This is a genomic window from Sphingobacterium paucimobilis HER1398, assembly GCF_000416985.1.
Taxonomy (GTDB): Bacteria; Bacteroidota; Bacteroidia; order Sphingobacteriales; family Sphingobacteriaceae; genus Sphingobacterium; species Sphingobacterium paucimobilis.
In genome coordinates, this window is sequence record NZ_ATDL01000017.1 from 107,678 (window position 1) to 134,139 (window position 26,462).

General features: G+C 39.4%; 18 protein-coding genes and 2 rRNA genes. 5 read left to right on the plus strand and 15 right to left on the minus strand.

Going from position 1 to position 26,462, the window contains the following annotated elements; translation table 11 throughout:
• The first annotated feature begins 120 nt into the window (after positions 1–120).
• Entirely contained in the window at positions 121–1,269 is a 1,149-nt protein-coding gene (locus tag M472_RS39200; RefSeq protein ID WP_021071470.1) for a calcium:proton antiporter, read from the plus strand.
• 3 nt (positions 1,270–1,272) lie between these two features.
• On the opposite strand, the gene tsaD is transcribed toward M472_RS39200, so the two are convergent.
• Positions 1,273–2,280: a tRNA (adenosine(37)-N6)-threonylcarbamoyltransferase complex transferase subunit TsaD gene (tsaD, locus tag M472_RS39205; RefSeq protein ID WP_021071471.1), complete on the minus strand. Its 1,008-nt coding sequence runs from the start codon at positions 2,278–2,280 to the stop codon at positions 1,273–1,275.
• Positions 2,281–2,357: 77 nt separating this feature from the next.
• On the opposite strand from tsaD, the gene M472_RS39210 reads away from it, so the two are divergent.
• Complete coding sequence (locus tag M472_RS39210) at positions 2,358–6,707, plus strand: translocation/assembly module TamB domain-containing protein (RefSeq protein ID WP_031301914.1); 4,350 nt, start codon at positions 2,358–2,360, stop codon at positions 6,705–6,707.
• Positions 6,708–6,717: 10 nt separating this feature from the next.
• Here M472_RS39210 and M472_RS39215 read toward each other — a convergent pair whose 3' ends face one another.
• The 3 genes from M472_RS39215 to M472_RS45905 form a co-directional block, all read right to left on the minus strand.
• Positions 6,718–9,474, minus strand: coding sequence for a DEAD/DEAH box helicase family protein (locus M472_RS39215; RefSeq protein WP_021071473.1), 2,757 nt, complete (start codon positions 9,472–9,474; stop codon positions 6,718–6,720).
• A gap of 148 nt (positions 9,475–9,622) precedes the next feature.
• The gene (locus M472_RS39220) at positions 9,623–11,842 is read right to left on the minus strand and encodes a Tex family protein (RefSeq protein WP_021071474.1); all 2,220 of its coding nucleotides are present in this window, start codon (positions 11,840–11,842) and stop codon (positions 9,623–9,625) included.
• A gap of 83 nt (positions 11,843–11,925) precedes the next feature.
• Complete coding sequence (locus M472_RS45905; RefSeq protein ID WP_021071475.1) at positions 11,926–12,435, minus strand: Sec-independent protein translocase subunit TatA/TatB; 510 nt, start codon at positions 12,433–12,435, stop codon at positions 11,926–11,928.
• A 136-nt stretch (positions 12,436–12,571) separates the two neighbouring features.
• Between M472_RS45905 and M472_RS39230 the strand changes: the two genes are divergently transcribed.
• Complete coding sequence (locus M472_RS39230; RefSeq protein ID WP_021071476.1) at positions 12,572–13,933, plus strand: MATE family efflux transporter; 1,362 nt, start codon at positions 12,572–12,574, stop codon at positions 13,931–13,933.
• Positions 13,934–13,944: 11 nt separating this feature from the next.
• Here M472_RS39230 and M472_RS39235 read toward each other — a convergent pair whose 3' ends face one another.
• The 7 genes from M472_RS39235 to M472_RS39265 form a co-directional block, all read right to left on the minus strand.
• Positions 13,945–14,637: a sulfite exporter TauE/SafE family protein gene (locus tag M472_RS39235; protein WP_022829415.1), complete on the minus strand. Its 693-nt coding sequence runs from the start codon at positions 14,635–14,637 to the stop codon at positions 13,945–13,947.
• Between the two features lie 7 nt (positions 14,638–14,644).
• On the minus strand, positions 14,645–15,070 hold the full coding sequence (locus tag M472_RS39240) for a FixH family protein (protein ID WP_021071478.1): 426 nt from the start codon (positions 15,068–15,070) through the stop codon (positions 14,645–14,647).
• An 11-nt stretch (positions 15,071–15,081) separates the two neighbouring features.
• Positions 15,082–16,473 carry a cytochrome c oxidase accessory protein CcoG gene (ccoG, locus tag M472_RS39245; RefSeq protein ID WP_021071479.1) on the minus strand — a complete coding sequence of 464 codons (1,392 nt, stop codon included), beginning with the start codon at positions 16,471–16,473 and terminating at the stop codon, positions 15,082–15,084.
• A gap of 32 nt (positions 16,474–16,505) precedes the next feature.
• The gene (locus M472_RS39250) at positions 16,506–17,417 is read right to left on the minus strand and encodes a cbb3-type cytochrome c oxidase N-terminal domain-containing protein (protein WP_021071480.1); all 912 of its coding nucleotides are present in this window, start codon (positions 17,415–17,417) and stop codon (positions 16,506–16,508) included.
• A complete protein-coding gene (locus tag M472_RS39255) occupies positions 17,414–17,614 on the minus strand; it encodes a hypothetical protein (protein ID WP_021071481.1) in 201 nt (66 codons plus the stop codon). The genes M472_RS39250 and M472_RS39255 overlap by 4 nt, the downstream gene beginning before the upstream one ends.
• A 33-nt stretch (positions 17,615–17,647) precedes the next feature.
• Positions 17,648–19,789, minus strand: a complete 2,142-nt coding sequence (gene ccoN, locus M472_RS39260) for a cytochrome-c oxidase, cbb3-type subunit I (protein WP_021071482.1) — start codon at positions 19,787–19,789, stop codon at positions 17,648–17,650.
• 176 nt (positions 19,790–19,965) lie between these two features.
• Positions 19,966–20,565: a lytic transglycosylase domain-containing protein gene (locus M472_RS39265; protein ID WP_235049521.1), complete on the minus strand. Its 600-nt coding sequence runs from the start codon at positions 20,563–20,565 to the stop codon at positions 19,966–19,968.
• Between the two features lie 396 nt (positions 20,566–20,961).
• Here M472_RS39265 and M472_RS46005 point away from each other — a divergent pair, with 396 nt between their 5' ends.
• The gene (locus M472_RS46005) at positions 20,962–22,395 is read left to right on the plus strand and encodes a pseudouridine synthase (protein WP_022829417.1); all 1,434 of its coding nucleotides are present in this window, start codon (positions 20,962–20,964) and stop codon (positions 22,393–22,395) included.
• Positions 22,396–22,493: 98 nt separating this feature from the next.
• Entirely contained in the window at positions 22,494–22,961 is a 468-nt protein-coding gene (locus tag M472_RS39270; protein WP_021071486.1) for a pyrophosphohydrolase domain-containing protein, read from the plus strand.
• A gap of 21 nt (positions 22,962–22,982) precedes the next feature.
• Here M472_RS39270 and M472_RS39275 read toward each other — a convergent pair whose 3' ends face one another.
• From M472_RS39275 to M472_RS39290, 4 genes are all read right to left on the minus strand, one after another.
• Positions 22,983–24,521: a T9SS C-terminal target domain-containing protein gene (locus M472_RS39275; RefSeq protein ID WP_021071487.1), complete on the minus strand. Its 1,539-nt coding sequence runs from the start codon at positions 24,519–24,521 to the stop codon at positions 22,983–22,985.
• A 375-nt stretch (positions 24,522–24,896) separates the two neighbouring features.
• Positions 24,897–25,844: a TIGR01212 family radical SAM protein gene (locus M472_RS39280; RefSeq protein ID WP_021071488.1), complete on the minus strand. Its 948-nt coding sequence runs from the start codon at positions 25,842–25,844 to the stop codon at positions 24,897–24,899.
• 144 nt (positions 25,845–25,988) lie between these two features.
• Positions 25,989–26,100, minus strand: a 5S ribosomal RNA gene (gene rrf, locus M472_RS39285).
• A gap of 96 nt (positions 26,101–26,196) precedes the next feature.
• Positions 26,197–26,462, minus strand: a 23S ribosomal RNA gene (locus M472_RS39290); the annotation flags it as partial.

Here is a 26,462-nt window from a genome sequence, read left to right on the forward strand (position 1 = left end):
AAAAGGGGTGGAATTGAATTCTACCCCTTTTTTGTATACGGGCTTTTTTTAACAAATGTAAAATCCAATCTTCTTTGCAATTACGATATTTGTAACAGATAAAAACATAAATAGAAAACTATGAATACGATTCTCTCCAAGAAAACCACAATACGTCTGGCCATTATTTGGCTGGTTGTTCTCACTTTCAGTTTTCTGGGACAGCAGCTAACGCAAGCACTCACCCCTTTACATGGAGCCTTGTTATTTATCCTGCTATTAAGTACTATCGTATATGCATCATTCGGGGTCGTCAAAGAAGCAGATGAACTCGCACATAAATTAGGCGAACCTTATGGGACATTGATTCTCACACTTTCTATCGTTGCTATTGAGGTCATATTGATATCTGCAGTATTATTAGGGCCGGGAGAATCAGCAGAAATTGCCAAAGATTCTATCTTTTCAGTGATGATGATTATCATGAATCTCGTTATAGGTATCTGTCTTCTATTCGGAGGGCTAAAATATGGGGAGCAGGAATACAATGCTCAGGGAACAATGACATACCTATCCATGATTATCATGCTCTCCGGAATAGCATTATTGCTCCCCAATTTTATTCAAGGAGCAGGAAATGGGATATTCAGCAATGTACAGGCCATAGGTATTGCAACATTGGTCTCGATTATGTACGCATGCTTCCTTGCCTATCAGATGAAGGACTATAGGCATCTGTATCTGCAACCTCAAAGGGGACATATGGAGATTCTATACCAGAACAGACAACAGAACGCCCTCACATCAGAAACAGGTGCAGAACAAGCTATAAGTAAAAAAGAAATTGTACTGCGCAGTATTCTACTTATCGCAATGATACTTCCTATTGTACTACTATCGCATTACATGGCTACGGTTGTTGACTATGGCATTAAAACGGCCAATCTCCCTCCTCTTCTCGGCGGAATTCTAATCGCAGTGATTGTTTTTACGCCCGAATCGATGACTGCTGTTAAGGCAGCATTAAACAACGAATTTCAACGAGCGATCAATCTCTGCCATGGTGCATTTGTATCGACAGTAGGCCTGACAGTACCCGCAGTTCTGATTATAGGTCTATTAACCGGAAAAACTGTGGCTTTGGGACTAACCGCAACAGAGACAATTCTGTTTGTGATAACACTCTTATTGAGTTTAATGACTTTCTTAGGCAAACGCACCTCCCCTATTCTAGGTATTATGCACATTATCCTATTCGCCTTATTTATACTATTGGTGTTTAATCCTTAATTTTTAATCCGCAATAGGCATTCTAGCTAAAGGTGCAATATCTTGCCCAACAAAATCTTTATTCAAGTACTTGTGATAACCAGCGATAGCAATCATCGCTGCATTATCCGTACAATACTCAAACTTCGGGATGAAGACATTCCATTTATAACGCTCCCCCATAGCCAGCAATTCTGTCCGTAACCCCGAGTTAGCCGATACACCACCCGCTATGGCAATATTTTTCACACCAGTCTGCTTCGCTGCTTTTTTGAGTTTATTCAACAGAATTGATACAATTCGATCTTGTACAGAAGCACATACATCATCTCTTTTTTCTTCCAAAAAGGCAGGGTTTTCCTTGAGCTGCCCCTGTATTAAATAAAGAATAGCTGTTTTCAGTCCGGAGAAACTAAAGTTCAAGCCTGGAATCTGGGGCTCAGGCAGACTAAATGCCTTGGGATCTCCCAATTGCGCATACTTATCAATTAACGGCCCTCCCGGATAAGGGAGATTCAAAATCTTGGCTGTCTTATCAAAGGCTTCCCCAGCAGCATCATCTAGTGTTTGTCCGATCAACTCCATTTCAAAATAATCCTTGACCAGTACAATCTGTGTATGTCCACCAGAGACAGTGAGACACAAAAAAGGGAAAGAAGGTTTGGGATCCTCTATAAAATGAGCCAGAATATGTGCCTGCATATGATTAACTTCAATAAGCGGAATCTGACGGGCGAGCGCAAAAGATTTAGCGAAAGAGGTACCAACTAATAATGAGCCTAATAATCCTGGCCCCCTTGTAAAAGCGACAGCATCTATATCTTTTTTCGTAATTTGCGCCTGTACAATTGCTTGGTCTACCGTCGGAATAATATTTTGTTGGTGTGCTCTTGATGCTAATTCTGGAACGACACCACCATATTTCGCATGAATTGCTTGACTCGCAATAATATTTGACTTAATTTCACCGTCTATACAGACTGAGGCTGAAGTTTCATCACAAGAAGATTCTATTCCGAGGATAATTGCCATTTGAGGAAGTAATTTTAAAATACAAAAGTATCAAAAAAATACTAAAAATAACGCTAATAACTCTTGCTAGTATCCTCTTGCTAGTAGTAGCTGCTATTCTTTCCCTACAATTTCAAACAGTACAAACTTATATTTCAAAAAAAGTAGCGACTTATCTTTCCAAAGAGCTAGATAGTGATATCCATATAGGATATATTTACTTTAGACCTTTTTCGTCCATAGTCATAAAAGACTTTGGCATTCAAGACAGGAATGGTATATCCTTGATTGAGGCTGGCGAACTTAATGCAAGTATATCACTCGCCAAGATCTTTAACAACAAAATTGTTATTGAAGACCTTCGTTTAAAAGAGGGCTTTATCAACATTGATATATATAAAGACAGTACAAACTTCTCCCAGATTGCTAAATATTTCGCTACTAAGTCTTCTGGCAAGAAAAAGAAAACACAAAAAATTGACCTGCAACTGGGCAAAGCTGAGTTTATAAATAACCGTTTCAAGCTGCGCAACCACAATTTCAAAGGTCACAATAAAGGAGTTGATTTTGCAAATTTAGACATCACTGAATTTTCTGCTGTTTTTGACAACATCAGAATAGACTCCGTACTAGCAGCTGACATTTCTGGTTTTACACTTCATGAGCGCTCAGGCCTCATCATTCAGCAGATGGACGCTAAAGCATCCTACAGTGCGACAAAAATGGAGTTTAAGAATCTTTTGTTAAAAACGAACCGTTCAACAATTCGCGATTACCTCTGCTTCGAATACAGCAAGATTGGTGATTTTTCAGAGTTTCTGACAGACGTGCATATCAACAGTAACCTGACCAATGCATCGGTCGACTCACGAGATATAGAGTTCTTTGCACCGACAATGCGTTATGTCGTTTTCAGAACAGCGGTGCACCAAGCGAAGCTACGAGGTACGGTATCGAATATAGATGCACAAAACATCCACCTATCAACAGGAGAAAACACCGAGTTAAAAGGCAGTATTTCTATCAAAGGTCTGCCCGACATTGATAAGACCGTATTCAAAGCAAACTTAAAAAAACTACATACTTCGCCTGAAGACATTGAACAACTCGTACCTCAGCTCGCCAACAGGAAGGATTTTGTCTTGCCTCAACAAATCCATCAGTTTAAAGGGACGACATTCGAAGGTCGATTTGATGGCTTTTATAATGATTTTCTAATTGATGGTAATTTTCAGACGGCTATAGGGGGTATTTCTTTACAGAGTTCCATCAATCTAAAAAAAGAACTTCAATATACAGGACATCTTGCTTCAGAACAGATAAATATTGGTGCGTTTTTGAATATCAACACGATTGGCAATACTGGCGTTGCACTAGACTTCAATGGCCAGGGATTGACCATGGAGGAGCTACTCTTGCAATTTTCGGGTACACTCAACAATAGTGAACTCTTTGATTATTCCTATGCCAAAATACAGTTAGACGGTTCGCTTAACGACAAAATATTAGAAATTGATGGGCGTGTCGAAGATGAAAATTTGACCTTGGATTATCAATCCACACTAAATTGGCAACAGAGCTCCCCTGACTATCTCCTCAACACAGCTATAGAACACGCTGATTTAAATAGATTAAACCTTTTAAACAAAGACAGTGTTATCATCCATGCAGCAGCTATAAATACCAATCTAACGGGCAACTCACTCAATACCTTGACGGGCCATCTGAATGCGGAAGCCGTCCAGCTATCCACAACTAAGGGGGACTTTAATATCAAATCGATTCAGTTTCGTGCAGAAGGAGGTGAAGGTCAAAGAGAATTAACATTAAACTCGGACGTATTGGATGCAAAAATGGCCGGCATCATTGATTTAAACACCATAATACCCTATTTTAAATCTTTAGCAATGCGCTACGCTCCGGCAATAGGTATCGATACACAACCCTATAATGTGCAAGATTTTAATCTTGCCATAAAAATAAAATCATTCGATCCCATTGCTCCTCTATTAGATCCTACGCTAAGCCTAGATAGAGGTGCTCACCTCAATGCTATATTCTCTTCAGAAAAATACACAGCTAGTTTCACTGCATTCAGTCCAACAGTGCTGTATAAAGGGATAAAACTTGCCAATCTGTCTGTTGAAGAAAATGCCAATGACCAGGCATTCTCGCTCGATATATTAGCAGATAGAATGAGCTTTGGAGACAGTACCTACATCAATAACATTGCCATACACAATGTACTTGCCAATGACAGTTTACTGTTTAATGTCCGAATGTCGGAGAAAACCTCAATTAATTACTTAGATCTTAATGGGAATATTCACTTTGCGCACAATGCCCCAGCTTATATCAAATTTAAACCCTCTTCTATTATTATCAATAAAGAGACCTGGCAATTGAATAACGATGCGGCTATGCGTGTCTCTAAGGGAAAAATACACATAGCCAACCTTATTCTAAGCCAGGCCGAGCAGCAGATCAAGCTAAACGGAATATTATCCAACGAGAATGATAACATCAATATTCTCTTTGATAAATTTAGCTTGACCTCACTTAATGGGGTTACCAAGCCTTTGGGGATAGAGCTAAAAGGCTTTCTGAGTGGCGATATTGAGGTAAGTTCTCTTTTTAAGAAACCTTTTGCTTCTGGTCGAATCACGACAACGCCAATTATCTATAATGGATTTCCTATCGGTCAACTAAATCTCAATGCTGATTTTGATCCCGATATCGGTACCGCAAACATTGATCTAGCGTTGGTAGACGAACAGAATAGAGGCGTAAACCTTCAAGGCAAGTATAACTTCTATAATGAAAATGAGCCGCTGGATCTATCGGGTAAACTTAAAGAAACAGACTTGATGTTATTTCAGCCTTTTCTCAAAAATCTTGTTTCAGGCTTACAGGGCAAAGGGAATGCAGATATAAACATCAAAGGAACTTTCAAGAATCCTAAAATCACGGGGGTAGGTCGGTTTACAAATGCGGAGTTTACCGTCAATTATCTTAAAACGCACTATTATGTAGATAACCAAATGGCCATGGTAGAAAACAATGCTATTATGGTTCAGAATCTACAAATTAGAGATAATAAAAACCAAGTAGCTACAGCGAATGGCATTATAAACCTATCCAAACTAGCTACTCCTTATATCGATGTAGATATTAATGGGTCTAACTTTATGATTTTAAATACGACCTATAAAGACAATAACCAATACTATGGTACTGCTCATGCGACGGGCACTTTTCGTTTCAAGGGATATACCTCGGCTATTGATATTGATATCAATGCGAAATCAGAGAAAGGAACGGTCTTGACCATTCCATTCAATAGTGCAATGACGGTGACGGACAGTGACTTCATATACTTTATCAGCAAAGACTCTACGGAGAACGAAAAGCAACGTCGAAAATCATCATTTGAGGGGCTGACAATGAACATGAACCTTGGGCTTACGGCCGATGCCGAGATCAATCTTCAAACAAACCTCGGCTCACTCAAAGGAAACGGGCTAGGTGAAATCGCGATGAAGATAACTACATTAGGTGATTTTGAAATGTTTGGAGATTATACCGTCAATACCGGAAAATTTCATTTTACTGCGCAGGATTTTATAAACAAATATTTTGACATCAAAGAGGGAGGTACGATTCGCTGGACTGGTAATCCCAGTGAAGCGAGTATAAACCTCACGGCCATCTATCAACAACGGACAGCTGTGGGGCCATTATACAATGCAGCAGGAAGATCTGGTGATGACGAGCGTGTACTGGCTCAGGCTGACATGTTAATCAAAGGCACGCTTGAACAACCGGATATTACTTTTGACCTAAACTTTCCCCAAAACCCTTATATCAAAGATCAGCTTCAAAGCTACCTAAGTGATGCTAATAATATCAACCAACAGGCATTGAGCTTAATTGTAAGGCGTAGTTTTACACCTAATTCAACCAGTGAAATTGGAAAGGAGGTCAACAGCACGCTGCTCTCTGCAGGGACAGAGATTGCATTCAACCAGCTCAACAATATCATTTCTCAATCTCTAAATGTCAATTTCTTTGATCTGAACATCCGGTCATTCAATGATGCATCTGCTTCGGTCAGACTATTGAACGACCGCCTGATTCTTACTGGAGGGATTACCGATCGGACAAACTATCAAGCCAATGATCTAACTTTTTTTAGAGAAGGAATAACCACAGATGCGGAGCTGACCTATAGACTACGAAAAGACGGCAATCTTATCTTGAGAGCGTATAATAGACCTTACACGCGAAACTTCCTGATACGGATGAATGAAGGGGAGTATATCAGTGCCTTTGGAGTGGTCTACCGCCAGGAGTTTGACACATTCCAGGAATTCTGGAAAAAGATGTGGAACTGGGGCTATCGTAAAGAGCAAAAGCCGAAGGAAGAAACGAAAAAAGCAGACAAATAGTGCTCTGGACTCAACGCCAAATACTGACAGCCTGAACCTTGTTCTCTTCCGCAAATTGATTGGCTAATGCATTAAACCGCGATCTCAACAATATCTGTCTGCCTGTAAAGGTTTTGGTATAATACAGATCTGCTTTACCCACCTGTTGCTGCCAATTATTCAAAAAATCGGTCGCCAATGCCGTTTTTTTGCCCAATACTACAGGTACGGCATGATAATCCTGCTGATTGAAAAGACCTAACACCTTACTCTTTCTTACGATGATAAATCGAGGCTCATCAACAGGGTTGACAATTTCTTGGATCATCTGAATAAAGCGAGACTGCTCATAAACCGTTCCCCCTTCCATATGACAATAGACATTCCCGTTTTCATCTCCAAAAGTCAATACCTTCAACTCATCAATTGGAGTATGAAACAGTTGAGCTTTACATACGGTCATTAATAACGCATTTCCGATTTGATAAATGTCCTTGGTTATATCTCTATATTTACGGTAATACTGAAAAGACCGAACAGTCTGTCTTCCGTAGAAAACTGCTGCTACACCAAACATTCCCATTATAGCGTAGCCTGCTGATTGTCCAGGGCTTATTCTCATAAACTTGCCAAGAACCTGTGTAGAGGTCTCCATAAAAAACAATAACGAGCTTCCTAATCCGACAAGCATATTGTTGATATACTTCTTCATTGAGGCTGTCTTGGCCTGTTGATAGCTTGCCCCTTCAGCATAAGGAATCCAGACCTCTTCGACGAGCCGTGTTCCTTTGCGCATACCTTCCTGCCAACGTATCGCTAGTCGCGAACGGTTTCTAGCCAGTTCGAAAAGTCTGGTATTATAAGCTTGCACAGTGCTATCCGTGTATAATTCTGGCAGTTGGAGCCTATCTTTACCATTCTCTATGCTGGAAATTTCATACTCCGAAATACCTACAAAATTCTTAAAGCGACGTTTCATCAGCGACAAATCACTGCCCCCACGCCTCGAAGTTGGATCTAATGCCGCGATGTGCCAAATATTACTGGTTTTGTCGGGCATATCCTTTTTAGAGCGTATAGCTCGTCCACGCATTTGGTTGGATAATACGTAAGAGCCCACGAAACTAGCTAAAATCAAACTGTTGATCGCTGGGGCATCCCATCCCTCCCCCAATAGGGATTTGGTTCCAATAAGAACTTCTACCTCCCCGCTTTCAAATAGCGACGTAACAATCCGTAAAGCTTTCCCTTTCATCAACTCAGTCGGAATAACTTCAACATAATCCGTATCAAACGCTAAGGGGACCCAATGTACATTTTCCCAAGACAACGTATAAGCCAGTTTTTCAAATGCATCCATTACACCTCGAGGAAGAATAATCAATGTTCCAGAAAGAATAGCGATTTTCTTTCCAACGGTATTCTTTCTCCGGAGCTGCTCGAATATAGGGACCACGCCTATTTTGGTCAGCGGCAAAGTGTTGACAGCATCGGTGGTGAGGAATTCCCTGCGGATATAATCCGTCAAAATGACTTGCCGTAGATTCCTTCTTAACGTATTAAATTCAAGTTCAACAATATCTTCGATGGCTTGAAGTTTGTGAACCGACATGGCTAAATCCTTTGTCAGCTTCTCATTGTCTTCAAAACGAACAGTCTTTCGCTCCAGTAAACCGACTCGTTTCAATTTTCGAGCTAGTGATTTTCGATGTGCATCATAACGGTTCCCAAAGAACACATCCTCTTCAGACAGATAAAAAGCCAGTAGTTCTTGCATCCATTCTGGAGTAAGTCGAGGTATTTTTAACTTTTCCTCTACTGTTTCTTTTCTTTTGAGTTCACCAACTCCCAATATCTCTAAATGTGACGGACATATCCCTACCCCCCTGTGATGGAGATAAACAAGACATGCCGAATAATGGGATAGTTGGGCATACAATAGCTCTTGATTCGCCATCGGATCTAACCAAAACGGATGACTATACATCGCTTCGAAAAGTATCGGATCGGCCAACAATTGTGTTAATACCTGGGCGCTTGTATCTCGGAAGGTCACTAATTCTTCTTTAACCTTTGCGTCTGCTTCACACAAATAAAGATAGTCTTGATGTACGCAGAGATCTCCCTCTTGAATCAGCTCTGGCACAGAAATTTCGGCATCTACAGGCCCATTGAGTTCAATATAACGTGCCCATTCATTTGGACTCACATCATAGGGCGGTGTAGCAGTCAAACCAACAATTTTAGGTTTGATTGCATTTTTCACTTTAGAGAGCGTTTTCCACCATTCACTTTTCAAATGATGGGCTTCATCCACAACAATGGTCTTTACACCTGCAGCCTTGAGACCCTGAACGACCTTACCGAGATTCAGAAAGTTTGATTTCTTACGCTCAATGACGTCATACTCGTGTGTGTAGTCTACGACTATTAGCTCTTCTTTTTTATTGTCACAAGCGGCATGCAAACTTTGATAAGTGGCAACTGTAATTAGTTTTGGTTCGTGTATATTACAAGTAATCCAATCGGGCTCATTATCTTCCTGTAGGAACAACTCGCAAAAACGTTGAATCCACTGATTTCGGATAGCAATAGTAGGGGCCAGTATTAAAGTAGGAGCTCCAATTCGTAACATAACCTCTAGGCCCAGAACAGTTTTCCCTGATCCAGGTGGGGCTATCACATGAAGATGCTCATCGCTTAGATGCTCATCCAACGCATCCAAAACACGTTTTTGATAACTTCTCCAAGGGTATTTAAATTTTATCCTATCAGAAAAAACAGACATAAACTAACTATACAATTTCAGTAGACACTTCAGATTCTAACTCGAAAAGACGGACAATTGTAAGAGTAACACAAGAAAACAATGCAATCATCTTACACTAAACAATACACTAAAATATTAAAGCTCTCCAAATGGAGAGCTTTAATTGTTATTTAAATCTACTGGCCAATGCTGCCAACTTGGAGGCCATATCTGTCTCCGGGGCTTTCTGATCTCTTTTTTCGGAACGTTTACGAGGATTCTTATCTTCTGTTTTCATCGATAACCCGATACGATTACGTTTCTCATCCACCTCGGTTACTGTAACCATTACCTTCTGTTGTACTTTTACAACCTCATGCGGATCCGATATAAAGTGATTGGCCAATTGACTCAAGTGAACCAAACCATCTTGATGCACACCAACATCTACAAATGCTCCAAAATTCGTAATATTAGTCACGATCCCTGGCAATTTCATACCTACCTTCAGATCTCCTATCGTATTGACCCCATCTGTAAACGAAAATGTCTCAAACTGGTCGCGCGGATCTAGGCCCGGCTTAGCCAACTCGGATAGGATATCATTTAATGTAGGCAACCCTACTTCATCATTTATATATTTTTTCAAGTCGATACGCTTTCTCAGCTGGCTATCAGTCATTAATGCACTTACTTCAACGTCTAGATCTTTCGCCATCTGCTCGACTAAGCTATAACGCTCAGGGTGTACCGCGGATGAGTCTAGAGGATGTTGTCCATTACGGATACGTAAGAAACCTGCTGCTTGTTCAAAAGCTTTATCTCCCAAACGTGGTACTTTTTTGAGCTCACGTCTAGAACCGAAAGGACCATTCTCTTTTCTATAATTTACAATTTGCTGTGCCAATGATGGACCTAAACCAGAAATATACGCTAAAATCTGTTTTGAAGCGGTGTTTAATTCAACCCCTACAGCATTTACACAAGAAATAACAGTATCGTCCAAAGCGGATTGTAATTTATTCTGATCTACATCATGTTGGTATTGCCCTACACCTATTGACTTAGGATCAATTTTTACCAACTCTGCCAGCGGATCCATCAGCCTTCTTCCGATAGATACTGCTCCACGTACGGTCACATCATAATCTGGAAATTCTTCCCGGGCTGTTTCAGACGCGGAATAAATAGAAGCTCCACTTTCATTAACCATCACAAGCGTGACTCCTGTCAAATTCAACTTACGTACAAACTCTTCAGTCTCACGACCTGCAGTACCATTTCCTATCGCAATAGCTTCGACATCGTATTTACGAACTAAGTGTTGTACTGTTTTCTCCGCTTCGATACTTCCACCTGCTCCGGTATGTGGAAAAATAGCTGTATTTTCCAATAGGTTGCCTTGCGCATCCAATACCACAGTCTTACATCCCGTACGGAACCCTGGATCTATCGCCAATAGACGTTTTTGTCCCAACGGTGCCGCCAATAATAACTGTCTTACATTGTCCGCAAAAACTTTGATAGCCTCTTCGTCAGCCTTTTGGCGGGTCAAGACGCGAACCTCAGTCTCCATAGATGGCTTCAACAAACGCTTATACCCATCATGTAGCGCCAATTCTACTTGTTTAGCGGCACCATTGTTGCCTTTTATGTACATTCTTTCTATACGAGGCAATACTTCCTGCTCATCTACTTGAATATCTAAATAGAGTAATTCCTCTTTTTCTCCACGTCGCATGGCCAAAACACGATGAGATGGTGCACTATTTAAGGATTCATCCCATTCAAAATAATCTTTATATTTTAACGCCTGCTCTTCTTTACCGGGTACTACTCTAGAAACAAAAAGTCCTTTTTCTAAAAACAACTTACGTACACTAGCCCTTACCTCTGCATCTTCCGCTATCGTCTCGGCAATAATATCTCTCGCTCCAGCTAGCGCATCTTCGACAGTGCCTACGCCCAATTCGTCATTGATGTATTGCTCTGCCTGTGACTCAACATCGCCAGCATCCTGCGCTAAGATGAACTCAGCCAATGGTTGTAATCCTTTTTCCCGAGCTACAGATGCTCTAGTTTTACGCTTAGGTTTATATGGTAGATAAATATCCTCCAATGCGGCCATCGTGGCGACTTCTTTTATCTGTTGCTCCAGTTCAGGAGTCAATTTGCCCTGATCTTCGATGGATTTCAAAATAACCTCTCTGCGTTTGTCCAAATCGCGCAACTGCTGTATCCGATCACGAATCGCAGTAATCTGAACCTCATCCAAACTGCCTGTTAACTCCTTACGATACCGTGAAATAAACGGGACAGTGGCACCTTCATCTAGAAGTTCAATAGTCGTTCTCACTTGTCGATCTGTTAACGACAGTTCATTCGAAATAATAATTTCGTGTAACATAAATTGGGGATAATCAAATAAGAAAGAGAAAGCTGTTGAAAAATCAATTCAACAGCTTTCCATATAATTTAAAATATATTTTTTTAAGCTTGCTTTGTGGAAGTCCCAGTCTCCGAAGACCCTTCTTCTTTGTTTTCAGAGAATTCTTCTTTGCTTTCTATAGATTGTTCCGTGGATGAAACATCATTATATCCATACTTATAGTATTCCGTATCATCTACAGGATGCCCACCGGGGTTATGCTGATACGTATTTTCAGGTGCAGAAAACTGAGGAAACTTTTTCTCTGCTTCGCTCTCAAGATCCTCTTCATTTTCCATGGAAACTCCAGCCGATTCCACTTTGTCCTCCTGTGTATTAGACAGATTCGTTTCCGACTTGTCCTCCACCGTCACATCCAAATCCTTCTCAAAATTATTGATCTGATCTGAGATTTCTCTTTTTATTCCTTCCGAAGCATCTTTAAACTCCCGAATGCCCTTTCCTAGCCCCCTAGCCAATTCAGGTAATTTCTTTCCTCCAAATAGCAATAGGATCACTATCACTATCAAAATCATCTCCTGCGTACCAATATTCAAAAATGCTAATGTCATAATGTCAAAACTTTAGAAAAGCTAAGTTAAGTGTATTATTTTTTTACATCAATAGCTAGTTGTAATTATTTAGACACATTGTCTATCTTATTTTTCAAATCAAACTTTTGTACCTTTGCAAGCTAGATTGAAATATATGTTCCAGAATATAAAAAATAATCGTTCCTACTATCTAAGTACAATGGCTCTGGCAGGTCCTGTCGTCATTTCTCAACTGGGACACACCTTGGTACAAACAGCCGACACCATGATTGTAGGCCACTTTGCAGGTACAATTTCTCTAGCTGCCGTATCATTAACTCATTCGGTATTTATGATTGTCCTGGTCATTGGTTTGGGGATAGCATATGGTCTCACTCCTTTGATCGCCCAGGAAAATGGGAAATCAAATAAAGAAGAATGTGGAAAACTGCTTTCCAATAGTTTCTGGATAAACATCGTTTCGGGTATTTTACTTTTCTGTGTTGTTTACTTCGGCTCTATGTTTGCAATGCAACATGCTGATCAGGACCCCATGGTTGTCAACGAAGCAAAACCCTATCTTCTATTACTCAGTCTTTCCATATTACCATTAATGACTTTCAATACGTTCAAACAATTTGCAGAGGGACTAGGCTTTACGCGCCAAGCCATGCAAGTTACCATATGGGGAAACGTACTTAATGTCGTACTTGCAATCATTCTTGTCAAAGGAATGTTTGGTATTGCACCAATGGGAATCCGTGGAGTAGGAATTGCAACATTGATCGATCGCGTAATAATGATGCTGGTTATGATGTTTTACGTACTTCGTTCCAAACATTTCCAAAGTTATATGACGCACTTTAAATTTTTCTCGCTGCAAAAAGAAAGAGTGATGTCTATTCTGAAAATCGGCACACCTGTCGCTATGCAATATGTATTTGAAATTGGCGCATTTGCCGGTGCATCGCTGATTGCTGGAAAAATCGGTGCATTGGAGCAAGCTTCCCATCAGGTTGCTATTACTCTTGCGTCAATGACTTATATGATGGCCAGTGGTATCGCTGCTGCAGCGACTATAAAAGTCGGTAACAGCTTTGGTAATAGAAAATTCGTCCGATTACAAAAGTTCGCAAAAGTTTCCTACCATTTAGTTTTACTGTTCATGATATGTACGGCAATTATATTTGCTGTATTCAACCAGCATCTTCCCTATTTAATCACCAAAGATATCGAAGTAGTACACCTAGCAGCTCAATTGCTACTCGTAGCAGGGCTATTTCAACTATTTGATGGTACTCAAGTCGTGGGATTAGGTGTTTTAAGAGGAATGGGAGATGTCAATATCCCTACATTAATAACATTTATATCCTATTGGATAATCGGGTTGCCTGCAGGATACCTCATGGGCATAGTTTTTCAGTGGGGAATTAAAGGTGTGTGGTATGGCTTAACGCTAGGTTTATTGAGCTCTTCTGTTTTATTAAATATAAGATATCGATATATCACAAGACGAATGCTCGTTATTGCGTCGTAATCAGCAAATGATTAAGCGCAATTGATCGCTCCCTCTATATACAAAAGAGGGCTTAAATAGGGAATATCTAGATTTGCTCCTCTCAGAATGAACCAAGCTCCCATCAACAGATAGAGTATCGGCATTATGGTGGCAAATCGAACTTTAAACATTTTTTTTGTCCACATAGAAGCGATAGAAAAAAAAAGCATGAGCGGCAAAGTTCCTAAGCCAAATAGGAGCATAAATTGGAAACTTGCTCCCACACCATCAGCATTCATCGCTGATACCAAAGCCATATATACCATCCCACAGGGTAATATACCGTTCAATACACCAGCAACAAAAGACCCACCAGGTTTATACAACCATCGTCCCATAGCGCGTGCGAAAGGCTGGATAGCACGTGTTTGAAACTGAGCAAGTGCAGCTGAATTCTTAGCAAATAAATAAGATAGTCCTATCAATACTAAAACGATTCCTGTAAACAGCGAAAAAGCCTGTTGCCAGCCTTGAACAGATGCGACATTGCCAATAAGTCCTAAAAGAACACCTAAAACGCCATAGGTCAAAATGCGTCCCGATTGATACAAAAGCTTATTGAGTGTCTGTTTCCACGAAATTTGTTGATTGCCTTGGATGGCCAAAAGCAAGGGGCCGCACATTACTGCGCAGTGTATACTACCAAATAGTCCCATAAAAAAAGCTAAATAATAGTATGTCATTTTTATACTATTGTAAAAATAAAGACTGAATATCTAAATAATTGCGTTTTTCATGCTCCCAAAGAATTTCTAATGTCCAGTTTCCCTTAGAAAAAGTAGATACTGGCAGCCTAAAAACATTCGACTTGGTATAAAGGGGGACTTTTAAATCTAGCTTTCCATCAGAGGGCCGCCTAAAAGTAAGCTCTCCCTTATTTGTCTCTTCCGTAAACACAATGGAAAGTGTATCACCTTCTAATTGTAACATTGGTTTTGCCTTGTCCTCTATCACATTTTGCTTACGCTTATAAACATCATCATACGCTAAGCTTTTTTCATAATAATCATCATCGACAAGAGAATCTGTATCATGTGACACCATATAAATACCTGCCCCCATTATCAATAGCATGAAGGTCCCTAGACCGACTACAATTCTCATTCCCCAGTTCATAGCTTTATAGTTTAAGAACCAGAAGGCGAAATAAAAGTTGTCTTTAGACTCTCTACTACTTCTCCATCTGATACAACATTTACTTTAATGTTAGTTTTGTATTTTTCAAAAATCCCTTTTTCTCCAATTAAAAAGAAACTTAATTTTGCTGAGCCATCTTTTGTCAAATGAGTCACTTTATTCACCAATTGAATCGATAGTTTTGTATCCTCGGGCGACAGTTCAAAAGGTATTTCCTTTCCACTTTTATTAATCAGCTCTAAGGTATACAGATTACTGACGGTGCCGTCTTCCCGAATTTGATAGGTACTACCTGTCGCACGCAACAGAGAACCACCTATTATTGAACGGTTGAAAAGCATAAAACCAAAACCTGTCACCAAAAAGCATAATATAATAGCATAAATGATATGCCTGACACGACTTTTCTTAAAACCTTTCTTTCCTTCGATCTGACCCAATGAATAGAAGCCAATCAATCGTTTTGGCTTATTGATTTTTTCCATTACGGCATCACATGCATCTATACAAGCCGTACAGTTGACACATTCAAGTTGTATTCCATTTCGAATATCTATACCTGTAGGACATACATGTACACATAAATTACAATCGATGCAATCACCCTTATGTTCGTTATCCTCTCCTTTACGCTGTTTTCCTCTAGGCTCTCCTCGCTCTTCATTATACGCCACAGTAAGGCTTTGATCATCCAATAAAACTCCTTGAAATCGACCATAAGGACAAATAGTTGTACATACTATTTCTCTTACAAATGCAAAAACAGCATAAAACAAGGATGTAAAGATAATAATGGCAATCAATCCACCAATATGACTATCAATAGGATCGGTGATGATTTTAAGTAACGCATCGACACCGATAATATACGACAGAAAAATATTCGATATAAGAAAAGAAATAGCTATAAAGATCGTGTGCTTCAACATTTTCTTCCACGCACGCGCATCGGTATTGGGACCATTGTTTAACTTTTTTTGCTGGGTCCAATCACCTTCGATCCAATATTCAATACGTCTAAAGACCAATTCCATAAATATGGTCTGAGGACAGGTCCAACCACACCAGACACGTCCAAAAATTGCAGTAAAAAGGACAATCCCTACAAGAATTATTAATGTACCAAAAACGAAAATATGAAGATCTTGAGGAAAAAACATATTCCCGAATATAGAGAACTTCCGTTCTACAATATTGAACATGACAAAGGGATTGCCATTAATCTTAATAAAAGGAGCTATAAATAGAAACAGTAGTAAACTATACCCTACTAGCTGTCGAGCATTATAAAACTTACCAGACGGCTTTTTGGCATATATCCAAGTTCTCTTTTTACCTTTAGAGGGTAATACAGGTCCGTTGTTATTTACTACTGCTTCCATGGCTCTCAATAATTTAATGATTAAAAAATAAGCTATTTATTAACATTTGTTGAATCAGGTGTTACCCCTTCAGCTACCTCCTCCACGGCCCCCTCTGACTCATAAGCTTTAATTTCCACCCCCTCTGCGGCTTTAGCATTTGCCGGCTTTGTATCCCGGAGCGTTAAGATGTAACTACTTACCTCCGCAATCTGTCCAGGAGTCAGTGTTTGCTCCCACGGAACCATCCCTTTCTCGGGAACACCATACTTCACTGTTTTGAATACATCTTTAATTTCTCCCCCATGAATCCAAAATCTATCTGTAAGATTAGGTCCAATGCCGCCTTCACCATTTGCACCGTGACAGGCGACACAATTAGCAACAAATATCGCCTTACCTGCAGGCGCCATCGCTGCATCAAATGTGACAGAACCTTCGTCTATCAAATTGGCTGCTTGTGCAAGATATTCTTGTTTTGCCTTCTCCGCTACAGCTAGCTCATGCGCATATTCCTGTTCCTGATTCATCCCCCATCCAAATACATGATATACTAAAAGATAGGCGAAACCAAATACAACTGTGGAATAAAAAAGAACGTTAAACCAAGTCGGAATTGGATTATTCAATTCATGAATACCATCATATTCATGATCTTCAATCATCATATCCTTTTCTTCTTCTATTGGACGTAACTCAAGCATATTATTCCAAATCCTAGCCCACTTACCTTTTCCACTTTCTTTCGCCAACCGCTTTTGCTCTTCTTCCTGTCTCACTAATTCAGGCATAGTTACACGAAGAATGGATTTCATTGCTTTATGTACAACCAGTGCTGAAAACAATAAAGTAATCATCACTACGATCAATGCGACGATCAGGATATCACTATATAGATCGACCGCTCCGAACTTCCATTGGGACACACCTTCAACAGGTTCGGCTGCCATTAAAAATAAACTCATAATTTCAAATTATCTTCAGATGAACACTTGGTTTCCTTATCCGACTCATCAAATGGTATATCCTTCATATATTGGATATAGTCTTTTTTCATAAAAAACAACATGATACCAACCAGCGCAAAGAAAACGATGAATATCCATAGTGATGTGATCAAATACATCTCATCACCATTTAAGTTTGTTATTTGTTTGAACATATCTCTTTAACTTAATTGAACAACATTTTGTTTCTAATTCTCTGCTGTTGCCGGTGTATCTGGAGACTTAGCCTCAGCCTTTATATCCGTCCCTAGACGTTGTAAGTAGGCAATGAGTGCGACAATCTCACGATCTGCTTTTATTTCCACTTGATTGGATGCTAAATCTTTAGCAATTGCTTCAGCCTGCTTTTCAGCATTAGCCACTGCATTTTCGACATCTTCATTAGAATAAGGAACGCCCAAAATACGCATAGCATTCATCTTAGCAACTAGTGTACTATTATCCAATTTCTGATCAATCAACCATGGATAAGGAGGCATAATACTTCCTGGAGAAGTAATTGTAGGATCCAACATATGGTCGAAGTGCCACTTGTTAGGATACTTGCCACCTATACGGTGTAAATCTGGCCCAGTACGTTTTGATCCCCAAAGGAATGGATGATCGTATACAAACTCGCCTGCTTTACTATACTCTCCATATCTTGCCGTCTCAGACCGGAATGGCCTAACAGTTTGAGTATGACAGTTTACACATCCTTCTTTTATATAAAGATCTCTTCCTTGCAGTTCTAACGCTGTATAAGGCTGTACACTCTTTATTTTTGGGATGTTATCCTTTATAGCGAACGTAGGTACCATTTCTACAATACCACCAATTAAGATGGCGACCAGCGCCAACACCATAAATAACATCGGCTTACGTTCCAATCTTCTATGCGAAGAACGTTCGTGAACAGTAGAAGGTGCCAAAGCTGGCGCCTCTGCAGGTTCATCAGCAACCAACTTACCAGACTTCATGGTTTTCACCAAGTTATAGGTCATCATAATAACGCCTGACAGATATAATGCGCCTCCTAATGCACGCATCATATGCATTGGTAATATCTCTAAGGTTGTCGTTAAGAAGTTTGGATATTTAAGCACTCCCTCTGGCGTAAACTCTTTCCACATTAACCCCTGAACTACAGCAGCCCAATACATTGGTATTGCATAAAACAGGATACCCAATGTCCCAATCCAGAAATGAACATTCGCCAGTTTCTTAGAATATAATTCGGTTTTATAAATACGAGGAATTAACCAATATAGAATAGCAAAAGTCATAAAACCATTCCATCCTAAAGCACCAATATGCACGTGTGCTACAATCCAGTCCGTAAAGTGAGCAATCGCATTCACTTGCTTTAATGATAACATTGGCCCTTCGAAAGTAGCCATACCATAACAAGTCAGCGCTACAACCATAAATTTCAAAATAGGTTCGGCACGGACTTTATCCCAGGCTCCACGCAGAGTCAGCAAACCGTTAATCATTCCTCCCCAAGATGGAGCAATCAGCATAAGAGAAAACACTACTCCTAATGACTGTACCCAAGAAGGTAAAGAAGTATATAATAAATGGTGTGGTCCCGCCCAGATATAAATAAATATTAAAGACCAAAAGTGCAATATACTAAGCTTGTAAGAGTAAACTGGTCTGTTCGCCATCTTGGGCAGAAAATAATACATCATACCCAAAAATGGTGTTGTCAAAAAGAACGCTACCGCATTATGTCCATACCACCACTGCACTAAGGCATCTTGCACGCCCGCATAGACATAGTAGCTCTTCCAAAAGCCGACAGGCAATTGAATGGAATTGACAATATGCAGTACTGCTACTGTCACGAATGTCGCTATGTAGAACCAAACGGCAACATACATATGACGCTCTCTCCTCTTAATAATTGTACCGAACATGTTGACCCCAAAAGTAACCCAAATCACGGCGATACCGATGTCAACCGGCCACTCCATCTCAGCATACTCGTGTGAGGTCGTAAGGCCCAACGGTAACGTAATAGCCGCAGCAACGATGATAAGTTGCCAGCCCCAAAAATGAATCTTACTCAACACATCGCTAAACATCCTAGTTTTTAGGACTCGCTGTAAGGAATAATACACACCCATAAAAATCGCGTTCCCTACAAATGCAAAAATAACCGCATTTGTATGTACAGGACGTACCCGACCAAAGGTAGTATACTGCGTCATAAAATTCAGCTCTGGCCATATCAGCTGCATTGCTATCAGTAAACCAACAGACATGCCCACGATACCCCAGACAATTGTAGCAATCCCGAAGTTGCGTACAATCTTGTTGTCGTAATTAAATTGCTCTAGCTGCATTACATTTCATATTTGATTTCGATATAAAAGTAAATACAAAAATTTGACATTCCAATGATATTGAGCGGGAATAAAAGTGACTTTCGTCACTTTCTTATTTTTTTAAGTACAACGCAAAAAAAGGGAGCATACACGACATATGCTCCCTGATATTTAAGCGATTAAGCTTTGTTTTTTTAAATTCGATACCCGTGTTTGGCCGGATTTTCAATAACTTCTTTGACTGAGACCAACTTATATACATAAGAAGCAGTCTCCGCATTGAGACGAAGCTTAAAGTAATTATCTTCCTTTTGTCGACGTATCGAAGCTCTTAAACTACCGCCTCCAACGTTATAGGCAGCAGCAACAAGGGTCCAGTCACCAAACTCCCCATAAAGTGATTTCAAATATCTGGCTGCTGCATGAGTAGACTTCAAAAAATCAACACGCTCATCTACCTGACCATTGACCCGCAACCCATACAAACGAGCTGTAGCAGGCATAAATTGCCAATAGCCTCCAGCACCTTTATGTGATGTTACTCTAGGATCTAGACCACTTTCAACCAAAGGGATGTATTTAAAATCTTCTGGAATACCGTACGATTTGAGAATTGCAGCTATCTGCGGAAGAAATTTGTCCGCTTGTTTGTGCATTTGGTAAGACTGCTGCTTCTTAAATGAAAACTTAGAAAGATACTTACCAAGCTTTTGTTTTACAGACTCAAGCTCTGTTGGAATGCTTTCATCTGCAAAAGTAAGAGAAACTAAATAGTCCTCGTTTGAATCTGACATTAAACTTGCTTTGTCTCGTTTGAGTTTTTCAGCATGTTCTAACATCAATTTTTTAAAGGGATTTTCAAAAGAACCCTCTTGGGGGTTCGAATACAATCTCGATAAAACCATTATCGAAAAAATTGCACTAATACATAATACTTTTTTTCTAATCATTCATTTCCTTAATGCTATCCTATCCACGGCTATGCCGATCAAAAAATAGCTTGGTCCATTTATGAAGCGCCAAAGGTATAAACTATTACACTAAAAAACAAACAGTTATAAAGACAGCTATCTAAGCTAAATCTAGAAATCAATGTCTATAGTTGTTTAAACAGAGAAAACCGAATGTAAAAAAAATTCGGTAATTGTATTATTTTAAGTAACTTTGAAGCTCAATTTTTATATAAAAACATGCCATTCAAAAATCAGCGGAACAGTCGAGATGACAACTCCAGAAAGCAAAGAAGCAACTCAGAAAACTTCAAATCCAAAGGTGAAAGTTTCAGTAAACCATCCTTTTCAAAAGATAACAGAGAGGAAAGAAATCCTTTTGGGAAGTCCAATTTTGGCAAGGACAGAACCGATGATAGAAAGCCTTTCAACAAAAGTCCTTTCTCTAAAAACCGGTCTGATAATGACAGATCATCAAATAGATCCCCATTCTCAAGAGACAGATTCGATAACGACAGATCATCAAGCAGATCCTCCTTCTCAGGAGAAAAATTCGATAACGACAGATCATCAAGTAGATCCTCCTTCTCAAGAGAAAGGTCCGATAACGACAGATCATCAAGTAGATCCTCCCTCTCAAGAGAAAGATTTGATAATGACAGATCATCAAGCAGATCTTCCTTCTCAAGAGAAAGATTTGATAATGACAGATCATCAAGCAGATCTTCCTTCTCAAAAGAAAGGTTTGAAGACAAAAGGTCTTCTAAAGCTAATTCCACTGGTTTTACTCGTTCTAAGGATGGCGAAACAAGAGAAAACAAGAACTACAGCACAGGTAGAAGACGGATATTTAATGACGATTATCAAGAACAAAAAGAAAATAACGACTTCAAATATTCTGATAAGCATAAATTCAGACCTGCTCGTAAACCAGCAAATCATGAGATAGAAGATGATGGCTTAATTCGCCTCAATCGTTACATCTCTAACTCAGGTGTTTGTTCTAGAAGAAAAGCTGACGAATTAATTAGTGCTGGAGTAGTCTCGGTAAATGGAGTGGTTGTAACTGAATTAGGTACTAAGGTAGACCCTGCAAAAGACGAAATTCGCTACAACAACGAACGCCTAAAACGTGAAAAGATGGTTTATGTACTTCTAAATAAACCTAAAGATTACATCACAACAACAGATGACCCACAAGAGCGTCGTACGGTCATGGAGCTTGTAGCCAAAGCAACAAAAGAACGTATATATCCTGTAGGCCGTTTAGATAGAAATACAACGGGATTATTACTGTTAACTAATGATGGTAACCTAGCAGATAAACTATCTCATCCTAAGAACAGTATTACTAAAATCTATCAAGTAGAACTGAACAAAGCCCTTACCCAAGGTGATTTTAACAAGATCGAGTTTGGCTTAGAGCTAGAAGACGGCTTTATCAAACCTGATGACTTAAGCTACGTACAAGGAGCTTCGAAACGCGAAGTAGGTATACAGATTCATTCTGGTAAAAACAGAATTGTACGCCGTATATTTGAATCCTTAGGATATGAGGTTATCAAATTGGACCGTGTGGTCTATGCAAGTTTAACCAAAAAGGATTTACCTAGGGGTCGATGGAGATACCTAGAAGAAAGAGAGCTTATCCAATTAAAGCACCTTATAAAGTAAGATAAAAACAAAGTCTCGATTGAATCGAGACTTTGTTTTTTAGACGACCTCAAAATTAGCTAAATATTTGTATTTTTATAGATTAATAAACAATAAACATGACAGATCCTAAAACACTTACGTCAGTTGCAGAATTTCATCAAACCTTTCAGCACCCTATACTTGATACCCCTCAAATCCCTTCAGAAAGTAGATGTAAACTAAGAATATCTTTAATCCAAGAAGAATTAAAAGAACTCGAAGAGGCTATACAAAATAAAGATCTCATTGAGATTGCAGACGCACTTTGTGACATTCAATATGTATTATCAGGAGCTATCTTAGAATTTGGCATGAAAGACAAATTCAATGCATTGTTTGAAGAAGTGCAGCGTTCCAATATGAGTAAAGCTTGTAAAACTGAAGAAGAAGCCAAAGCTACGCAAGCACATTATAAGAATAAAGGAGTCAATTCATACTATAAACAAGTAGATGGTAAGTATTTAGTATTTCGGGATGGCGATGACAAAACACTTAAGTCAATTAACTATTCACCTGCAGACTTAAAAACCATTTTAGAACAATAAAAAGCGATTTTATATCGCTTTTTATTTACTTAACAGTATCCAACCTTTTTCAGCAACTATCTCTCCATTCTGTCTTTTAGCTTTCATTATATAATAATAGGTTCCTCCACTCAGCCCTCTACCATCCCAAGTATTATCATAAGCTTGACTCTCATAAAGACGATCCCCCCACCGATTGAATATCATCAATTCTAAATTGACAAATTTTTCTTCAGACACAAAAATCAGTTTGTCGTTATAACCATCTCCATTGGGGGTTACCACATTACTCATAATAAAAAGTCCATCCTCTTCAACCGTAATATAAACTGTTGCCTTTGAGGTCAGTCCAAACTCATCCACTACTTCGTAGACGAAGAAGTCAGATCCTGTAAACCCGCCAATAGGTTGATATCTAGCTTGCCCTGTAGACAACATCTCTAAAACTCCACTTACTGGTTGTTCTAGAATCTTGATGTTCTCAACGAGCAATTTACTGTCTCCCTCCTTATCATTGTCCAGTATACTCATTATACTGGATTTTCCACTTTTAATCGTGAAATAATCGTCTTTAGATTGTGGCCCGTTCCGTATCTGTCCGAATTTAGAAAAATAGTTTTTAGCTGCACCAGCGTTCATGCTAGCTAGATTTTTTGTCCGGTGTTTTTCTGCTCCTAAATACTCCGTTGTTGCCAAACGCCATTCCTTTATATCTGAAAACTGATAAATCTCCATGTCTTCATTTGCTATTCGCCCTTCTGTATCGCTCCTACTATGTTCAAAAATATAGCTCGTACGCACACTATGATCTGCATGTACTCCCCAAATTCTCCCCAATCCACCTACTTTTTTCGGAAAAGACAGAGTTCCATCAACATCTGATTCAGTAAATACACTCACAAAAATCTCAGCATCTATTTCAGGTTCTACGACAATTGGACTATAATCACCTTTCTTCAAACCTATGGAAAAACTATAGATAGTATTACCTCTTACCTTTTTTGAGAATATTGAATTTATATTACTCCCGGAAATTACCATCCGATCTGGAGAAGAGTTTTCCAGAATGGCATCAAAACCTAGCGTAAAACGATTTCCATTTAATGCAACACATATTCCGTCATCCATCAGGCTAAAATTAGCACCTGAATAAAAATTACTTGATATAGATTTCTCCACCTCCAAGCTCTCGTGAGCAATGTTTCCCAACTCAATTCCTCCTGGATTATAAACCTCAATTCTAGTATTGATATTGTAGTTCCCATTTCCATCAATGAGAATAGGTTTATGATTTTGTTCTGGATTCAGATGCCTTAAAAAAGGTGCACCAATACGAATACATCCAGGCCCTTCTAAACGAGCAGATTTGGAAAAAATAATATAAGAAGATCTCACGTCTAGAATTCCGGAAATGACCAAATCCGCATTAGGCCCGAACAATAAAGTATCTGCGTCGACGGTTAAAAATTGTCCATTCACAATCTCTCCAATTTCATCAAAGATGAAAGTTCCTTTAGTAGTCTGGCAAAATGTATTGCATGACAGTCCGACCGTCAAAACAAATAAAGACAACCATTTCATAATTTCGATATGCTTACGATGAACAAACTAATATTAACATCACATACCAATGTAAAACATCCGACACAGCCATCTATTACTCGACCACAAACTAGAGGCTAGAAAACATAGAGAAGATTCTAAACATTCTTAGATCATCTACACATAGGACATGCCTCGATAATTGACTATACAGCAAACAAACGAACTGAATAAGATATCAGAATATACTCTCCCAAGTGAGAAAGACCATTCCGCTTTTCATAAGTATTACACAAAGAAAGAAAATTAAACGCAGAAAATTAAAAAGAATAGAAAAAAAAATTCGTTCTCATTTTGAATAGATGCAATTCAAACTAGGTATTAATAACAATAACTTTGGAAAAAGGGTTCCATCTACATAAGATACATAGCCCCTTGTTTAACCCCTCTACTTTCCAAACCTTTATCTATGTAGGTCTGGATCTTAGATTTCGGGAAGCCCCAATTTGGAGCAATCAACAATTCCTTATCCGCTATACCAAAGACGCGTTGAATAATAATATCGGGTCTCAAAAGAGGGATAAATTTTGCTAGAAAATCGGTGTAATCTTCGATACCGAACAACTTAAAGGGCTCCTTATTATATTTTGCGCCCATAATAGATCCTTTGACAATATGTAAATGATGGAGCTTGACAAATTTAATGTGAGGTTGTCTATTAATCTCCTCTGCATACTTCAACATCATCTCTTCGGTCTCCCAAGGGAACCCAAAAATAGTATGTACACAGAGCTCAAGTTTCGTTCCTTCAAGCAACTTCATCGTACTTAAAAATTCTCCATGTGAACAGCCCCTATTAATACGTTCTAAGGTATCATCATAAATCGACTCCATACCCATCTCCAAATCCACATCCAATCGATCGGAATAAGACTCCAATAACTGGATCTTCTCAAAATCCAAACAATCAGGCCGTGTTCCAACAGAGAGACCAACTGTATTCTCAGGATCTATACTTAAAGCCTCATCGTACATCATCTTCAACAAATGTGTTGGGGCATAAGTATTCGTATTCGGTTGAAAATAAATAATGAACTTTTCAGCAGCATAGCTATTACGCGCACGCTCAATGCCATTCTCTACTTGCTCTCTGATACTGGGAATCTTTCTTGCTGTATCTGGCGTAAAAGAGTCTACATTACAATAGGTACAACCACCGTAACCTTTGCTACCATCCCTATTCGGACAAGTAAAATTTCCATCCACGATAACTTTAAAGACGCGTTGTCCATTATACTTTTCTTTTAAATATGCTCCGTAGTGATTGTAAGGCTTAACGCCATTATCTAATAATGTACCCATTGTGAATACAAAGATAGATATTAGATGCGAGAAATAAGGTTATAGAAATGAGATATTCGCTATATATACGATCTTTTGATCCATTTCTTGGACGTATGTATAACAGAAAAGCCCCTCTAGTTTCCTGAAGGGGCTTTGTATAAAAAAAGGCACCGACCTACTCTCCCACCTGTTACGGCAATACCATCGGCTCTGGCGGGCTTGACTTCTCTGTTCGGAATGGGAAGAGGTAGACACCGCCGATATAGGCACCTGAAATATCTTAAGCTCATCGCTGTTGCATAACAGCTATAGCCTGATTGACATGTTATTGAAAGAAAAAGAACAGTCAGAGAAGACAACAGGTCTATCTGCTTGGAAAGCTTCGGGCTATTAGTACTACTCGGCTTTGGTCTCTCAACCTTTACACCTGTAGCCTATCAACGTTGTCATCTCCAACGACCCTGTAAGGAAGTCTCATCTCGTGGCTAGTTTCGCACTTAGATGCTTTCAGCGCTTATCTATTCCCGACGTAGCTACCCAGCCGTACACCTGGCGGCATAACTGGTTCACCAGCGGTCAGTCCATCCCGGTCCTCTCGTACTAAGGACAGATCCACTCAAACTTCCAACGCCCACA

What these genes read in the sequence shown, in the direction of transcription:
- tsaD (WP_021071471.1), bottom strand. Translation starts at nt 2,280, where the DNA reads ATGGCAATTATCCTCGGAATAGAATCTTCTTGTGATGAAACTTCAGCC.
- M472_RS39200 (WP_021071470.1), top strand. Translation starts at nt 121, where the DNA reads ATGAATACGATTCTCTCCAAGAAAACCACAATACGTCTGGCCATTATT.
- M472_RS39215 (WP_021071473.1), bottom strand. Translation starts at nt 9,474, where the DNA reads ATGTCTGTTTTTTCTGATAGGATAAAATTTAAATACCCTTGGAGAAGT.
- M472_RS39280 (WP_021071488.1), bottom strand. Translation starts at nt 25,844, where the DNA reads ATGGGTACATTATTAGATAATGGCGTTAAGCCTTACAATCACTACGGA.
- M472_RS39250 (WP_021071480.1), bottom strand. Translation starts at nt 17,417, where the DNA reads ATGAGTTTATTTTTAATGGCAGCCGAACCTGTTGAAGGTGTGTCCCAA.
- M472_RS39230 (WP_021071476.1), top strand. Translation starts at nt 12,572, where the DNA reads ATGTTCCAGAATATAAAAAATAATCGTTCCTACTATCTAAGTACAATG.
- M472_RS39240 (WP_021071478.1), bottom strand. Translation starts at nt 15,070, where the DNA reads ATGAACTGGGGAATGAGAATTGTAGTCGGTCTAGGGACCTTCATGCTA.
- M472_RS39255 (WP_021071481.1), bottom strand. Translation starts at nt 17,614, where the DNA reads ATGTTCAAACAAATAACAAACTTAAATGGTGATGAGATGTATTTGATC.
- M472_RS45905 (WP_021071475.1), bottom strand. Translation starts at nt 12,435, where the DNA reads ATGACATTAGCATTTTTGAATATTGGTACGCAGGAGATGATTTTGATA.
- M472_RS39270 (WP_021071486.1), top strand. Translation starts at nt 22,494, where the DNA reads ATGACAGATCCTAAAACACTTACGTCAGTTGCAGAATTTCATCAAACC.
- M472_RS39275 (WP_021071487.1), bottom strand. Translation starts at nt 24,521, where the DNA reads ATGAAATGGTTGTCTTTATTTGTTTTGACGGTCGGACTGTCATGCAAT.
- M472_RS46005 (WP_022829417.1), top strand. Translation starts at nt 20,962, where the DNA reads ATGCCATTCAAAAATCAGCGGAACAGTCGAGATGACAACTCCAGAAAG.
- ccoN (WP_021071482.1), bottom strand. Translation starts at nt 19,789, where the DNA reads ATGCAGCTAGAGCAATTTAATTACGACAACAAGATTGTACGCAACTTC.
- ccoG (WP_021071479.1), bottom strand. Translation starts at nt 16,473, where the DNA reads ATGGAAGCAGTAGTAAATAACAACGGACCTGTATTACCCTCTAAAGGT.
- M472_RS39265 (WP_235049521.1), bottom strand. Translation starts at nt 20,565, where the DNA reads ATGTCAGATTCAAACGAGGACTATTTAGTTTCTCTTACTTTTGCAGAT.
- M472_RS39220 (WP_021071474.1), bottom strand. Translation starts at nt 11,842, where the DNA reads ATGTTACACGAAATTATTATTTCGAATGAACTGTCGTTAACAGATCGA.
- M472_RS39235 (WP_022829415.1), bottom strand. Translation starts at nt 14,637, where the DNA reads ATGACATACTATTATTTAGCTTTTTTTATGGGACTATTTGGTAGTATA.